Here is a 13,918-nt window from a genome sequence, read left to right as displayed (position 1 = left end):
TCATGCTTAGCGTGATCGTGGCCCGGCCGCCTCTTGTGAGGTCGCCTCGGGGCTGCCCCGCCGGCTCTGCGGGAACGGATAACCACACTGGAGCACACGCATGAATGCAGCAGCCAAGCCGCATCGCATCGTCATCGTCGGCGGAGGCGCCGGGGGCATCGAACTCGCCACTCGACTCGGCCGCAGCGTCGGCCGCGCTGGCGCCGCCGAGGTCATCCTGGTCGACGCCTCGCCCACCCATATCTGGAAGCCATTGCTGCACGAGGTGGCGACCGGTGCGCTCAATACCGGCGAGGACGAGGTCAACTACTTCGCCCATGCCTGGCGCAACGGATACCGCTTCGAATACGGCTTCATGACCGGGCTCGATCGCGAAGCCCGGAGCGTGCAGCTTGCCGAGGTGCGCGACGAGGAAGGCACGGTGATGTCTGCCGCGCGCGAACTGGCCTACGACACGCTGGTGCTGGCGGTCGGTGCCGTCGCCAACGATTTCGGCACCGCGGGCGCGGCCGAGAACTGCATGTTCCTCAACAATCCGCACGATGCGGAGAAATTGAGAAAGCGTATCCTCGCGCTGACCTTCGCCGCCAGCGCGCACGCATCCGCCATGCCGCTGCGCATCGCCATCATCGGCGCCGGGCCTACCGGCGTGGAGCTCGCCGCCGAGATCCACCACACCATCTGCGAGATGCACCACTACGGCGCCAACTTCACGCCGGACCGGCTGGAAATCACGCTGATCGAGGCGGGCGAGCGCATTCTTGCTGCCGCGCCGCCGGCACTGGCTGACTACGCCACGGCCGAGCTGGAAAAGCGCGGTATCCAGGTATTCACCCATCGTCGGGTGGAAGCGATCGAGCCCGGCGTGGTGGTGCTGGCGGACGGCACCAGGCTCGCCGTCGACATCGCCGTGTGGGCGGCCGGGGTCAAGGCCTCGCCGTGGCTGGCTGAGCTCGGGCTGGAGGTGAATCGCGGCAACCAGATCAAGGTGACCAGCACGCTGCAGACGTTGACCGACCCCGCCATCTTCGCGCTGGGCGATTGTTGTGAGGCGCCCGATGGCGAGGGTGGCAAGCCGCTGCCGGCCACGGCTCAGGTGGCGCACCAGGAAGCCGAGTGGTTGGCCGATGCGCTGGCGGACAAACTGGCCGGGCGCGAAGTGAAGCCGTTCGTGTTCAAGCCGCAGGGCATCATGGTGTCGCTGGGCAAGCACACTGCGGTGGGTAGCCTGGCTGCCATCGTCGGCCCCAAGCGCAACTACTACGTGGAAGGGCGCGGCGCCAAGCTGATTTATGCCTCGCTCTATCGCATCCACCAGGCGGCGGTGCACGGCTGGCCATTGACGCTGCTGCTGTGGATGGGCGACAAGCTGCGCCGGGTGGCGCGGCCGGCGATCAAGCTGCACTGAGCCACGCGGCAGTCGACGCAGCACCTGCAAAGCAAAACGGCGCCTGGGGCGCCGTTTTGCTGCAGCCGGTTCAACGCGGAAGAATCAAAAGAATCAGTTCTTCGGCATGATGTTGTTGAACACGTACTGCACGCCCTTCACCTGTTCGGCGATCAGGCCGGCCTTGGCCATCTGTTCACCGGTGTCGGTCGCACCTTCGATGGTCACGTCCTTGCCCTTGCCGCTGACCTTGAGGGCAAACGGGGCCAGTTCGGCGTCGGCATTCAGCGCGGCCTGCACGGCGGCGGCGAGTTCGGCGTCCTTCAGTTCGGCCGGCTTTTCGGCGGCGGCCGGTGCAGCCGGCTTCTGTTCCGGTGCGCTGGCGCAGGCGGTCATGAACAGGGTGCCGACAAGGGCGGTCATCAGGCCCAGGCGGGTCAGGGTGGTGGTCATCGGAGTCCCCTAAGACGATGCTGTTGATATTTGGCGCTGTGCCCGAAAAGACTGTTTTGGCCAGGCTCTTGGGGTCAGGTGGGGACAGATTCTGTGGCGTTGATGTTGCAAAAAGATGAAAACTGCATGCTATTGGATCAGCGGGCCTTGGCCGCGGTGGGCGGCGGCACGTAGGCATCGACGCCGTGGCGCTGGGTCAGCGCAAGATAGCGGCCGTCGGTGCGCATCGTCTTGAGCGCCTGTTCGAGCCGGCGCTGCAGCAGCGTGGCGCCGGGGCGATCCGCATACAGGCCGACACCCAGCGGTAGCTCGACCACGGACGGTTCCTGCCAGTACAACGAAGTCTGCTGCTGTGGCAGGGCTTGGCGCAGCAGGTCGGTTCCGACCGCCTTTTCCAGTACTGCGTAGTCCAGCCTGCCCGCTGCCAGCTTCTTCAGGCTGGCGAGGTCGTCGCTGGCCCAGTCGAGCGTGGCGCCCGAAGCCAGCAGCACCGGCGGGTAACGGTAGCCACGTACCACGCCCAGGCGTTTGCTGGAAAGCTGGGTCAATGCGGGCGCGGCGCCTGGCTTGCGCGCGAAGTAGCCAACGCGGCTGACGAAGACCGGAACGAAGGCATGTTCGACCATCTCGCCTGCGCTGCGGGGCCAGAGCGCCAGGATGCCGGCATAGCGCGTGTCGTGCTGCGTGGCCAGCGCCCGCGTCCACGGCATGTACTCCACGTCGACGCGATAGCCGAGCGGCGCCAGCGCCTCGCGCAGCAGCGCCACCATTGCGCCCTCTTCCGGCAGGCTGGCACCGGCGTAGGGTGGGTAGTGCAGCGAGGCAAAGCGTACGGTCACGGCAGCGTGGAGCGTGGTAGACCACAACAGCAGGCAGGCAAGCAGCAAACGCATGATGGCTCTGGAACTGGGCAGGTTTCTTATATCGGCAAACGCGGATGGGCTGTCAAACAGTGCTCTGCCCGGCGTGCAGTCGGGCAGAGCCACGGTCGAAGCTCAGGCCTGCTGCAGCTGGGTGGCTTCCGCACGCGGTGCGGCCTCTAGTGCCCGCTGGTACAGCGCGAGCAGTTGCGGCGGATCGTCATAGCAGATGCGCTGCCCGGCAATCATGTCCTCGCGCATCAGCGTACGCATCTCGATCAGCGTGGCGTCGGTGACCGGTTCGGTTACACCGCATTCGATCAGCCGGCCACGGATCACCGGGATGTCGCTGGCGACCGGCGTGACGCGCCAGCCGGGCGTGGCGCCGATGGCGACTGCGGGCAGGTCCATCCAGTTGGCGCCGGTTTGTTCGAACACGCTAAGCATGGTGCGATAGGCGTTGCTACCGATCACCGGGAAATCATCCGGCTCGGCCTGCAGCGTGTTGATCCGGGTCATTGCCTGGACGATGGGCACCAGCCGGTCGAGCTGGTAGCGCCGGGCGATGTTCTGGTTGCCAATGCGGGCGAGGTTGGCGAACAGTTCGGAACTTGGCGCGTGGCCGATGGTGGCGGCCTCGCGGGCGAAGCCGGCCCACACGCCGTCGGCACCATTGAGCAGCGCCTCGATCAGATTGGCGTTCTCCATGCCGCAACCGACGTGCATGTGCACCAACAGGCGCTGGTCCGGCCGCAGGTTGGCGCGCACCACGGCGGCCATGGCGCCGATCTGGAACGGGAAGCTGGTGCCGCGTCCATCTTCGAAGGTGGCGGCGGCCACCGGCTGCTGTGCCAGCACGGCGGCAATGGTCGCGACCCATTGCCAGTCCTGATAGAAGGCGTCCGGCATGTCCTGGTAATTGATGTAGATGCGCGGTGCGCCGCCATGGTCGCCGCGCATGTTTTGCATCATCCACTGGATGCTGGCGACGAGCGTGTCGATGAAGGCCTGGCGCGCTTCGGGCGTGGGCGGAACCGCATCGTTGGCGACGTCGATGTCGACGATGGTGTTGGGAATGCGGTAGCCCACCAGCTTCTGCATGCTGATGTCGGGTTGGAAGTTGCCCTGCGCGTCGAAGCTGCCGATGGTGGCAAAGGCAAAACAGCCGGTGAGATCAGCGCCGGCCGCATTGAGCTGCTGCACGAATACGTCGTCCACCTGCGGCACGTTGGGCAGGCTGACATCGAAGGTGCCGAGCAGGATGTCGGTGAAGCCGACCTGGCGGGCGAGATCCAGCAGTTCGTACTTGTTGGCGACGGTATGGCCAAGCGGAATGCCGACGGCGGGCTCGCGCAGCGACAAATCGAGCAGCACCGGGTCGATGCGCTGCAGGGTGCCGGTCTTGTCCTGCATCTCGGCGATGCGCGCTTGGCAGGTGGCGAGGGCTTGGGGGGAGAGCGGCGGAATGGGGTAGTTCGACACGGGCGCGTTTCCTTGTTGTGATTGAACGGCCCATGCAGGATAGATAAGCAAGAAAAAGGCCGCACTGCTGTGCGGCCTTTTTCTTCGAATCTTGGTCGGGGTGAGAGGATTCGAACCTCCGGCCTCTACGTCCCGAACGTAGCGCTCTACCAGGCTAAGCTACACCCCGACTTGCAAAGAAGCGCGATTATTGCCGCCTCTTTGCAGACTGTCAACTGCTGCGGTTCACTGCAAGATCGGCGAGTGCGACCAGGGCTTGAGTGGATTCGTTGTCGGGCAATCCGGCCAGCTGGGTAAGCGCGATTTCGGCTTCACGGCGCGCCACGGTCATCGCGTAATCAAGCGCGCCAGCACGCTCCACCGCACCCAGCACGGCCGGGAAATGTTCGCGGCGGGCGTGCTGCAGCGCATCGCGCACGATGGCGGCATCGTCGGCGCTGCCGTGCAGCATGGTGTAGATCAGTGGCAGCGTCGGCTTGCCCTCGGCCAAGTCGTCGCCCAGGCTCTTGCCGATCTCGTCCTGCTTGCCGGTGTAGTCGAGTATGTCGTCGACGATCTGGAAGGCGGTACCCAAGTGCATGCCGTAGGCGGCCATTGCGGTCTCGCGCCCGACATCGGCTGCGGTGAGGATGGCGCCGAGGCGCGCGGCGGCTTCGAACAGCTTGGCGGTCTTGTAGCGGATCACATGCAGGTAGCCGGCCTCGTCGATATCGACGTTGCCGATGTTCATCAGCTGCATCACCTCGCCCTCGGCGATGATGTTGGTGGCATCCGCGAGCACTTCCATCACGCGCATCGAGCCGCAGTTCACCATCATCTGGAAGGCGCGGCTGTAGAGGAAGTCGCCGACGAGCACACTCGCGGCATTGCCGAACAGTGCATTGGCGGTATCGCGGCCGCGGCGCAGGCTGGATTCGTCGACCACGTCGTCGTGTAGCAGCGTGGCGGTATGGATGAACTCGACCACGGCGGCGAGTTCGCGATGATGCTCGCCCTGATAGCCCTGTGCCCGTGCCGACAGCAGGGTGATGATGGGCCGTAGCCGCTTGCCGCCGGAGCTGACGATGTACTCGGCCACTTGGCGTACCAGAACCACTTCGGAATACAGCCGGTCACGGATCAGCGCATCGACTGCCGCCATTTCCGCGCCGACGACCGATTTGACGAAATCCATCGTCACGCTCGACCCCGCAATCTAGCCAGAAACAAACGGGCGATGGTAGCACGAGAACGCCCTTGGCCGGTGCCGCACGGCAGGCCAAGCGAGCTTGAAACGCGCTAAGTGTTTGACCCAGCAGCATCTTGCGCGTATAGTCGCCGGTTCCCGTGCTGAAGCGGGAGATGTGCGCATGGGGCGCACGGTCCAAATTTTGGAGCTCGTTATGTATGCAGTCGTAAAAACCGGTGGCAAGCAGTACAAAGTTGTCGTCGGCGAAAAACTTAAAGTAGAACAGATTGCTGCAGACATCGACAGCCAGATCGTACTGAATGAAGTATTGATGGTGGCGGACGGTGAAGCAGTGAAGATCGGTGCACCGCTGGTGGCCGGTGCTGCCATCAAGGCAACGGTGATCTCGCAAGGTCGTCACGACAAGGTTCGCATCTTCAAGATGCGTCGTCGTAAGCACTATCAGCGTCACCAAGGCCATCGTCAGAACTACACCGAAATTCGCATCGATTCGATCGACGCGTAATCAGCGAGGAGCTTACAACCATGGCACACAAAAAAGCTGGCGGTAGTTCCCGTAACGGCCGCGACTCACAAGCCAAGCGTCTTGGCATCAAGGTTTACGGCGGCGAGCTGATTCCGGCCGGTTCGATCATCGTGCGTCAGCGCGGTACCGAATTCCACCCGGGCGAGAACGTTGGCATCGGCAAGGATCACACCTTGTTCGCCCTCGTCGACGGCTACGTGAAGTACGCGATCAAGGGTGCCGCCAAGCGTCGCACCGTGATCGTGCTGCCGTACACCGGCGAAGAAGCTTAAACTTAAGCCTCTCTTCCGGTTCGCAAAGCCCTATCCTGCGATAGGGCTTTTTTCATTGCAGGGAACCTCGCCGTGCGGCGGGGCTCGTTTCAATACATCGCCACCGCGCCGCTCGCCGGGGCACGCATCTGGGCCTGGCCTATGAAATTCATCGACGAAGCAAGAATCGAAGTGATCGCCGGCAAGGGCGGCAAGGGCTCGGCCAGCATGCGCCGCGAGAAGTTCGTGCCGCGCGGCGGCCCGGACGGCGGCGATGGCGGCAAGGGCGGCAGCGTCTGGGCCGTAGCTGACCAGAACATCAACACGCTGGTCGACTATCGCTTCGTCAAGAAATACAAGGCGCAGGATGGCGAATCCGGCCGTGGTGCCGATTGCTACGGCGCTGCTGGCGACGAGGTGACGCTGCGCTTCCCGGTCGGCACGCTGATCACTGACGCCGAAACCGGCGAGGTGGTCGCCGACCTGACCTGCGATGGCGAGCGTATTTGCCTGGCCAAGGGCGGCAAGGGCGGCTGGGGCAACATCCACTTCAAGAGCTCGGTCAATCGCGCGCCGCGCCAGACCACGCCCGGCGAGGAAGGCGAGCGCCGCGAGCTGCGGCTGGAGCTGAAAGTGCTGGCCGATGTCGGCCTCCTCGGCATGCCCAACGCCGGCAAGTCGACCTTCATCGCTGCCGTTTCGGCCGCACGCCCGAAGGTGGCCGATTACCCATTCACCACGTTGCATCCCAACCTGGGCGTGGTACGCATCGATGAGAACCGCAGCTTCGTGGTGGCGGACATCCCCGGCCTGATCGAAGGCGCCGCCGATGGCGCTGGTCTTGGACATCGTTTCCTCAAGCATCTGCAGCGCACCGGCCTGTTGCTGCATATCGTCGATCTCGCACCATTCGATGCCGAAGTCGATCCGGTTGCCGAGGCGCGCGCTATCGTCGAAGAGCTGCGCAAGTACGACGACGCGCTGCACCGCAAGCCGCGCTGGCTGGTGCTGAACAAGCTCGACATGGTCGACGACGAGGAGCGCGAAGCGCGCATCGAGGCTTTCCTCTCGGCGATGGGTGTCAGCGAGCGTCAGCCCGATCCGCTGGCGGTGTTCGATCCCAACTTCCTGCGCGTGTTCACCATTTCCGGCCTGACCGGCGAAGGTTGCCGCGAGCTGACCTACGCCATCATGGATTATCTCGAAGCCGCGCGGGCACTGGTGCGCGAGCACGAGGCGTTGCTGCCGCCGACGCCAAAGCTCGACGAAGACGACGTCGACGCGGTCAAGCAATTCGACGCCGACGAGAACTGAGCGTATTGCCGCCGTGACCCGGTGTGAAACGGGGCTGGCCTTGCCGCCCCGTTGCCGTTAACCTGCCTCGCCATGCACGCCGATACGTTCTCCGAATTCTTCCAGCCCGGGCTCGACGCGCGCGATCTCGGCCCGCTGGCGGCACTGCTGCGTGCCAAGCCTTATCTCGATGCGCTGATCACGCTGTTCCGCGGTGGCGAGGACGAAGTGCTGGTGCGCCTCTTGATGCTGCGCGAGATCGGCGGCCGCGCCGATGCGCCGCGCTGGAGCCCGCAGGAGCTAGACAGCCACTTCGCCTACATCAATCCAGTCAAGCGCGACACCGTGCTCAAGCGCCTGCGCGACAACGGCCTCCTGGTCTGGGATAGCGACAACGCGCTGTATTCGTTGTCCGAGCCGGGCCGAGTTGCGCTCGCTGCCATTGCCACGCTGACGCAGTTTGCCGATGGGGATGCCGAGCTCGGCTACCTGACTGCCCAGGTCGCCGCCGGCCAGGCGGTGGGTAATATCGCGCCCGAAGCGCTGCAACACCTGCTGGCGCGGCTCAACGAGCTGCATGGCGATTTCGAGGAGGCGCTGGAATCGCAATCCGAATTCCAGATCCGCAGCGCGCGCGCCAAACTGGAGGCGGTGTGGCGCTGGGTGGAGAAAGGTACCGAGGTGATGCGCAGCGTGCTTGCCGACGAAACGGCCGATCACGCCGTGCACCAGGTGGCGCAGGCCATCGCGCTGGCGCAGGGCCGCATGCTGCGCATGGCCGGCGTGTTCCAGCGCCGGCTGGCCGAGCTCGCCGCCCAGCGTGTGCACCTGGGGCAGTCCGGTTTGACCTCGACCAACGTTGCCGACTGGTTGCGTGGCCGCTCACAGGAGCAACTGGCTGCGTTGGGTCGCGACCTGCTCAGCTATCACCCCGAGCCGGCCTTTGCCGTCTCCGACATCCTGCTCGACGTGGCTGAGTTCGAGCTGATCGAACGCGAGCGCGCCGACGAGACCGCCTCCGCGCTGCCGACTTCCGAGCTTGCTGCCTCGGTTTCCGCGGTGGAGGCAGAACGGCTGCTGCTGGCCGAGGAGCTGTACAGCTATCTCAAGGACATCGACATCACCGCGCCACTGACCGATGCCGTATTGGCCGACAGCTATCCGGAAACCGCCTATCGATTATCGCTGCTGTCGCTGCTCGGCGATGCCGAAGCGGCGCTGGAGCAGAGCGTGGTCGCCGACCTCGTCAAGCTGCCACTGGCCCTCGTCACCGAGGATGCCGTCGATGAACTCGATCACCCCGATGTCGCCACGCTGACCCGTGGCCGCCTTGAGCCGATCTAGGACCCACATGGATCAAGCCCTCAACATCCTGCTGGCGCGCCTGTTGGCGCACCGCTTCATTGCCCGCCGCGATCCGCTGGCCCGCCGCGCACTGATCGACGAATCGTTCCGCGAAAGTCTGGAACAGCGCCTCGCCGAGTGCGGCCTGCAACTGCTGGAGAATCCCTACGCCGAATACATCGCCGTCGGCCTCAAGCCCGAGATGGAAGACTGGGTGTTCGGTGAGGGCGAGAATTGGCTGTCCAACAATATGGGCCTGCCGCGCGACGCGATCGCGCTGCTGGTGGTGCTGTGGGCGCTGATCATCCTGCCCAAGCGCGAGCGCCAGATCGCTCGCGCCGAGCGCGCCGGTGACACGCAGTCCGACATGTTCGGCGAGCAAAAGCCGATCACCCATGGTGACGAGATGGCACCCGGCGTACCGGAAGACGCCGTCTACGCCGATTTCGGCAAGAAGCTCGGCGGCAAGGCGCGCTTCTCGATGAACCTCGGCCAGCTCGCCAAGCTCGGCTTCGTGGTCCGCCGCAACAAGATGATCTTTGAAGGGCCATTGCTCGATTTGATGATCGACTACGCCCGCCTCGCGCCGCGCATCATCGACGGCGCGCTGGGCGAAGTGCTCAAGCTGTCGGGCACGCGCATCGCGGTAGAGCCTGAGGCGGAGGATGAGCAGGAGGATGAGGCGCTCTTCGTCGATACCCCGGAGCTGGCAGGAGAGCAGGACTGATGTTCCAGATCCGCGAACTCGAAATGATCCACTGGGATTTCTGGCGTGCCGTGCGCGTGCCGCTCGATGCCCAGATCGTTACCATCGTCGGTCCCAATGGCTCGGGCAAGACCACTTTGCTCGATGCGCTGCGCACGCTGCTGGCGCTCAAGTGCTCGGGCCGGCGCGACTATAAGCGCTATGTGCGCAACAACCGCGAGAACTATGCGTGGCTGCGTGGCGTGGCGAGCAATCCGCGCCGCAACAGTGGCGGCTTGTTCCCCTATCTGTTCTTTCCGGCCACCAGCGATGAGGTCACGCTGTTCTGCCGCATCAAGAAGCAGGGCGGCGACTGGGTGCGGCAGTACGCCATTGCCGAGGGCAATGTCACGCTCACGGCCGAGACCGAATCGCAGCTGTCGTGGATCGGCGTCAATGAATACAAGCGCCGCCTGGAGCAGGCCGGGCTGACGCCGGCGATCGCCGAGGTGCTGGCGCTGGAGCAGGGCGATACCGACAAGCTGTGCGAATACAGTCCCAAGGCGCTGCTCGACCTGGTGTTCCAGGTATTCGGCGACAAGCAGGTGCTCGATCACTATGCCGAGACCAAGTTGCGGCTGAAGGAGGCCGAGGGCGAGCTCTCCAAGATGGAACAGCAGCTCTCCACGCTGGGCGTCGATGTCGAGCGGCTCAAGCTGCGTGCCAACAATCACCTGGAATGGCGCGCGTTGCAGGATGACGTCGAGCAGCTGGAAGCCCAGGTGGTGCCAGCACTACGCTACGTCGAGCAATGGGACAGCCTGCGTGGCTACATCAACCAGTTCAAGGGCAGCCGTCGCGCCTTGCGGCAGAAGCAGGATGAGCTCGATACCATCGATATTGACTACCGCCAGGCTGAGGCCGCACAGCGCGAGGCGCTGACGCACGAGGAAGCGGCGCGGCGTGAGTACGATCTGGCATTCAAGGCCTTCCAGGATGCCCGCGATGCTGCGCGCGACAGCGAAAAAACCTTGAAGGAAGCCGAGCGGCTGCGCCAGTTGGCCGAGCTGGAACACGGTGCGGACGCGGTGGCGCTGAACGACAAGCTCTCCGGCCGCAAGGACGCGGTCGCCGAACTCAAGCAGGCGATCCGTGCCGCCAAGGAAGAGCGGCAGCGGCTGGCCGAGGCGCAATTCGCGCTGCAGCAGGGCCGCCCGCCGCATCCCGATTTCGTCGCCCGCATGCGTGCGGCGCTGGACGAGGCCGGCATCGGTCACCAACTGCTGACCGAGATCGTCGAGGTGCGCGACAACAGCTGGCAGGATGCGGTCGAGGCGCTGCTGACACCCTATCGCCATATCATCCTGCTCAATCGCAGCAGCGACAGGCAGCGCGCCTGGGAAATCGGCCAGGAGCTGAAATACCGCCACTTCATCGTGCCCGAGCGCGAGCCGGTGGCGCGGGCGCCGGCCAATTCCATTTTGGAGATCGTCGATTTCAAGGCCGATGTGCCGGGTTGGCTGGTCGGCCTGCTCAGCCGAACCCAGCGTGCCCGCTCGGTAGCCGATGGCCAGAAGCTCGACGGCGACTGGATCACCCGTGATGGCTATCACAAGGAGCGCCGCGGCGCGCGGGATATCTCCGCCAAGCCCGGCGACTATGCCTTCGGCGAGGCGGCACGCCATTCGCGCCTCACCGAAGTGAGCCGCCGGCTGCGTGAGCTGAACGAGCAATTGCTGGCCGACGAGGCGCAGCTTGGCGATCTGGAGCGCGAAGTATCAATGCTCACCCAGTCACTGATGGGCATGCAGGCGGTGGTGCAGCTTGCGGCGCGGCAGGATGAGTTCGCCGCCGTTGCCGAGCGCTGGCCGGAAGAGGAGCGTCGGGCCCAGGAGGCTGGCGCTGCATTGGCCGCCGCCCAGGTCGGCTGGGACGAAACCCGCAATGCCCGCGAGGAAGGCCGCGTGGCCTTCGAGAAGCTGAAGGATGCGCGCACCCGACTCGATATCCAGGTGGGCGCGCTGATAGATCAGCTGACGCGTCAGCGCGAAGAGCAGTCGCGGCAGATCCGCGCGCTGCGCAGCGGCAAGGCGGCACTGCCGCCTGCATACGCCGCAGCTGAAGCGCTGCGCACCCTGAAGGACAAGTACGGTGGTTCGCGCGAAGTGCTGCACATGGTCGAGCACGAGCGGGCGCGGCTGGCCGGCGGCGATTGGGAAACCGATCCGATGGTGGTGGCGCGGCGCGACAAGCTGGCCGGTGACTATGCGGCGCTGGAGCGTGACACCCAGCTGCACCGCAACGAGGTCGACCGCACCAGCCAGCTCACCGACGAAGCCCGCGCCGCGTATATCAACAAGCTCAAGGCCACCGTGCGCGCCTATGGCCGCAATGTGAAACGGCTGGGCGAGCTGGCCGGTATCGAGGTCGAGCTCGATCTGCCGCAGCTCGACAACGACGACCTGACGCTGGCCCAGGCTGGCCTCACCGCACGCTTCAACTTCGACCAGAAGGGCATGATGGGGCTGAATGACGGCGAGGCGTCGGGCGGCCAGCAAGTGATGAAATCGCTGATCCTCTTGATCGGCCTGATGATGGACGAATCGAACCCGACTGGCTTCGTGTTCATCGATGAGCCGTTCGCCCACCTCGACATCTTCAACATCGACCGTGTCGGTGGCTTCCTCAAGGCCACGCAGGCGCAATACCTGATCACCACGCCGCTGACGCACAATACCAATGTGTACGGCCCGTCCGAATTGACGCTGACCACGCGCAAAAAGCAGCCGGGCGAGACCTGGGCGCCGCTGATCGCGCAGACGCGACGGCGCATCCGCGCGGCCGAGCCGGCCGCCTCGTGAATCTGTGGCGCGATTATCCGGGTGATCCGGCGCTGGAGTGGATGGCGCTGGGCGATGCCGGTTGCAGCACGCTGGATGGTCGTCGCCTGGTCAGGGCGCGTGGTGATGCAGATCGTAGTTTGCGTGATTGGCCGCAGGCGCGGCGCGAACTGCTGATGATCTGGCTGAAGAAGTCGGCAGCGGAAAGCACTCGCTGGGTCGATTGCGTCAGGTGGTCGGGCAATGCACAGCATGAAGTGGCCCATGAGCTGTTGTCCGGCTTGCTGGTGCGTGGCTGGGTCGAGGTCGAGGAAGTGACCGCGCGCAATATGCGCGGATCGTGGCAGCCGCAGATTTTGCGCTGGCTCGATAAGGTAGCTTTGCGGGTCGAACTTGGCTTGCCTGACCCGAATGCCGAGCGCGATGCGCGGGCTGCGGCGCGACATGTCGTTGCTGATGATGAGCGGTTATTTCTGCTGGCGCATGCATTGCGTGACTCCCCGCCGCAAACAGCGATCAAACGTCGCGAACTATTTGATGCTCTGGTGCGGTGGCTGGATGCTGGGCGGGGCGGAACGCGGCGCGATTTTTCGCATGAGGCACGTGGGGCGACTAAGGCGATCAGCGAAACCGAATGGCGTTGGCTGGCCGAAGCGGTTGATCTGGCGGCTTGCGGTATCGGTGATCATCCGCCGCTGTTGTATCTGGCGGGGGCAGGCCGAGTCTGGCGAGGCAGCGCATTGGCTTTCGATCTGGCTCAGCTGGATGAGCATATGGCGCTGACGGCGACGGCACTGGCCGGTATGAGTCACATGGATGGCTTCGGACGAATAGCCGTGGTCGAGAATCTGACCAGTTTTGCTCGTGCGGCATCGAATTTGCGCGATGGGGTCACGTTGCTGATCTGGTTGCCCGGGTATGCAGCAGGTTGGTGGTTGCGTGGTTTTGACTATCTGCTGCCCTTGGCGCAGGTGCCAGTCGTCGTGGCTTGCGATTGCGATCCCTGGGGCGTAGATCTGGCGCAGCGTGTGGCCGCAAGGGTCGAAGCGGCGGGTTTGCCTTGGCAACCGTGGGGCATGGATGGTGACACCCTGCGCGGGTGCCGGCACAGGTTGCCGCTGAACGATGCAGACCAGCGTAAACTCCAGGCTTTGCGGCGGCACGGCATCGCAGCGCCCTTGCTTGAATTGGTCGACGCAATGGCTCGACTGGATGAGGCCGGGCTGCCTGCGAAGGCTGAACAGGAACAATACATATGAGCGTGGATTTCTGGCGTGCCACCTGCGCCGCGCTGCCCGGTGCCAGCAGTGACATCAAGTGGGGCGACGTCGAGGTCTGGTCGGTATGCGACAAGATGTTCAGTCTGCATCGGCTCAATGGCGACGCGATCGCCTTCAAGGTCGATGCGACCCGCTTCCTGGAGCTGACCGATCTGCCAGGCGTTCGGCCGGCGCCATATCTCGCGCGCCATCACTGGGTATCGCTCGATCACGTTGCCGTGCTCGACGAGGCAACACTTTCGGCGCTATTGCACGATGCCTACCGATTGGTACGCGCCAAGCTGCCGGTTCGGCAGCGCCAAGTGCTGCCACCGTTCGATTGAGAATG

The 13,918-nt window shown here is 64.5% G+C and carries 13 protein-coding genes and 1 tRNA gene; 9 read left to right on the top strand and 5 right to left on the bottom strand.

The window, feature by feature from the left end; genetic code table 11:
- The first annotated feature begins 100 nt into the window (after window positions 1-100).
- Window positions 101-1,408: an NAD(P)/FAD-dependent oxidoreductase gene (locus FLM21_RS00415; RefSeq protein ID WP_148713671.1), complete on the top strand. Its 1,308-nt coding sequence runs from the start codon at window positions 101-103 to the stop codon at window positions 1,406-1,408.
- A 93-nt stretch (window positions 1,409-1,501) separates the two neighbouring features.
- Here FLM21_RS00415 and FLM21_RS00410 read toward each other — a convergent pair whose 3' ends face one another.
- From FLM21_RS00410 to FLM21_RS00390, 5 genes are all read right to left on the bottom strand, one after another.
- The gene (locus FLM21_RS00410) at window positions 1,502-1,840 is read right to left on the bottom strand and encodes a BON domain-containing protein (protein ID WP_246120790.1); all 339 of its coding nucleotides are present in this window, start codon (window positions 1,838-1,840) and stop codon (window positions 1,502-1,504) included.
- Window positions 1,841-1,977: 137 nt separating this feature from the next.
- Window positions 1,978-2,733, bottom strand: coding sequence for a substrate-binding periplasmic protein (locus tag FLM21_RS00405; protein WP_148713670.1), 756 nt, complete (start codon window positions 2,731-2,733; stop codon window positions 1,978-1,980).
- A gap of 102 nt (window positions 2,734-2,835) precedes the next feature.
- Window positions 2,836-4,182 carry a beta/alpha barrel domain-containing protein gene (locus FLM21_RS00400; protein WP_148713669.1) on the bottom strand — a complete coding sequence of 449 codons (1,347 nt, stop codon included), beginning with the start codon at window positions 4,180-4,182 and terminating at the stop codon, window positions 2,836-2,838.
- 92 nt (window positions 4,183-4,274) lie between these two features.
- Window positions 4,275-4,351, bottom strand: a tRNA-Pro gene (locus FLM21_RS00395).
- A gap of 42 nt (window positions 4,352-4,393) precedes the next feature.
- Entirely contained in the window at window positions 4,394-5,356 is a 963-nt protein-coding gene (locus FLM21_RS00390) for a polyprenyl synthetase family protein (protein ID WP_246120789.1), read from the bottom strand.
- 208 nt (window positions 5,357-5,564) lie between these two features.
- On the opposite strand from FLM21_RS00390, the gene rplU reads away from it, so the two are divergent.
- From rplU to FLM21_RS00350, 8 genes are all read left to right on the top strand, one after another.
- A complete protein-coding gene (gene rplU / locus FLM21_RS00385) occupies window positions 5,565-5,876 on the top strand; it encodes a 50S ribosomal protein L21 (protein ID WP_148717399.1) in 312 nt (103 codons plus the stop codon).
- A gap of 20 nt (window positions 5,877-5,896) precedes the next feature.
- Window positions 5,897-6,169, top strand: coding sequence for a 50S ribosomal protein L27 (rpmA, locus tag FLM21_RS00380; RefSeq protein WP_148713668.1), 273 nt, complete (start codon window positions 5,897-5,899; stop codon window positions 6,167-6,169).
- A gap of 141 nt (window positions 6,170-6,310) precedes the next feature.
- Window positions 6,311-7,462, top strand: coding sequence for a GTPase ObgE (gene obgE, locus FLM21_RS00375; RefSeq protein WP_148713667.1), 1,152 nt, complete (start codon window positions 6,311-6,313; stop codon window positions 7,460-7,462).
- A 72-nt stretch (window positions 7,463-7,534) separates the two neighbouring features.
- Window positions 7,535-8,785 (top strand): YvcK family protein, encoded by a 1,251-nt coding sequence (locus FLM21_RS00370; protein WP_148713666.1) that lies wholly within the window; start codon window positions 7,535-7,537, stop codon window positions 8,783-8,785.
- A 7-nt stretch (window positions 8,786-8,792) separates the two neighbouring features.
- The gene (locus FLM21_RS00365) at window positions 8,793-9,512 is read left to right on the top strand and encodes a hypothetical protein (RefSeq protein ID WP_148713665.1); all 720 of its coding nucleotides are present in this window, start codon (window positions 8,793-8,795) and stop codon (window positions 9,510-9,512) included.
- On the top strand, window positions 9,512-12,331 hold the full coding sequence (locus FLM21_RS00360) for an AAA family ATPase (RefSeq protein WP_148713664.1): 2,820 nt from the start codon (window positions 9,512-9,514) through the stop codon (window positions 12,329-12,331). Before FLM21_RS00365 ends, FLM21_RS00360 begins: the two co-directional genes overlap by 1 nt.
- On the top strand, window positions 12,328-13,569 hold the full coding sequence (locus FLM21_RS00355; protein ID WP_148713663.1) for a DUF2399 domain-containing protein: 1,242 nt from the start codon (window positions 12,328-12,330) through the stop codon (window positions 13,567-13,569). Before FLM21_RS00360 ends, FLM21_RS00355 begins: the two co-directional genes overlap by 4 nt.
- Window positions 13,566-13,913, top strand: coding sequence for an MmcQ/YjbR family DNA-binding protein (locus tag FLM21_RS00350; protein ID WP_148713662.1), 348 nt, complete (start codon window positions 13,566-13,568; stop codon window positions 13,911-13,913). Before FLM21_RS00355 ends, FLM21_RS00350 begins: the two co-directional genes overlap by 4 nt.
- The last annotated feature ends 5 nt before the right edge of the window (window positions 13,914-13,918 follow it).

Origin of the sequence: Chitinolyticbacter meiyuanensis (assembly GCF_008033135.1) — a bacterium.
Classification (GTDB): domain Bacteria; phylum Pseudomonadota; class Gammaproteobacteria; order Burkholderiales; family Chitinibacteraceae; genus Chitinolyticbacter; species Chitinolyticbacter meiyuanensis.
This window is presented reverse-complemented; position numbering and strand designations above follow the sequence as displayed.

What these genes read in the sequence shown, in the direction of transcription:
- FLM21_RS00365 (WP_148713665.1), top strand. Translation starts at nt 8,793, where the DNA reads ATGGATCAAGCCCTCAACATCCTGCTGGCGCGCCTGTTGGCGCACCGC.
- rplU (WP_148717399.1), top strand. Translation starts at nt 5,565, where the DNA reads ATGTATGCAGTCGTAAAAACCGGTGGCAAGCAGTACAAAGTTGTCGTC.
- FLM21_RS00370 (WP_148713666.1), top strand. Translation starts at nt 7,535, where the DNA reads ATGCACGCCGATACGTTCTCCGAATTCTTCCAGCCCGGGCTCGACGCG.
- FLM21_RS00390 (WP_246120789.1), bottom strand. Translation starts at nt 5,356, where the DNA reads ATGGATTTCGTCAAATCGGTCGTCGGCGCGGAAATGGCGGCAGTCGAT.
- obgE (WP_148713667.1), top strand. Translation starts at nt 6,311, where the DNA reads ATGAAATTCATCGACGAAGCAAGAATCGAAGTGATCGCCGGCAAGGGC.
- FLM21_RS00405 (WP_148713670.1), bottom strand. Translation starts at nt 2,733, where the DNA reads ATGCGTTTGCTGCTTGCCTGCCTGCTGTTGTGGTCTACCACGCTCCAC.
- FLM21_RS00415 (WP_148713671.1), top strand. Translation starts at nt 101, where the DNA reads ATGAATGCAGCAGCCAAGCCGCATCGCATCGTCATCGTCGGCGGAGGC.
- rpmA (WP_148713668.1), top strand. Translation starts at nt 5,897, where the DNA reads ATGGCACACAAAAAAGCTGGCGGTAGTTCCCGTAACGGCCGCGACTCA.
- FLM21_RS00360 (WP_148713664.1), top strand. Translation starts at nt 9,512, where the DNA reads ATGTTCCAGATCCGCGAACTCGAAATGATCCACTGGGATTTCTGGCGT.
- FLM21_RS00350 (WP_148713662.1), top strand. Translation starts at nt 13,566, where the DNA reads ATGAGCGTGGATTTCTGGCGTGCCACCTGCGCCGCGCTGCCCGGTGCC.
- FLM21_RS00410 (WP_246120790.1), bottom strand. Translation starts at nt 1,840, where the DNA reads ATGACCACCACCCTGACCCGCCTGGGCCTGATGACCGCCCTTGTCGGC.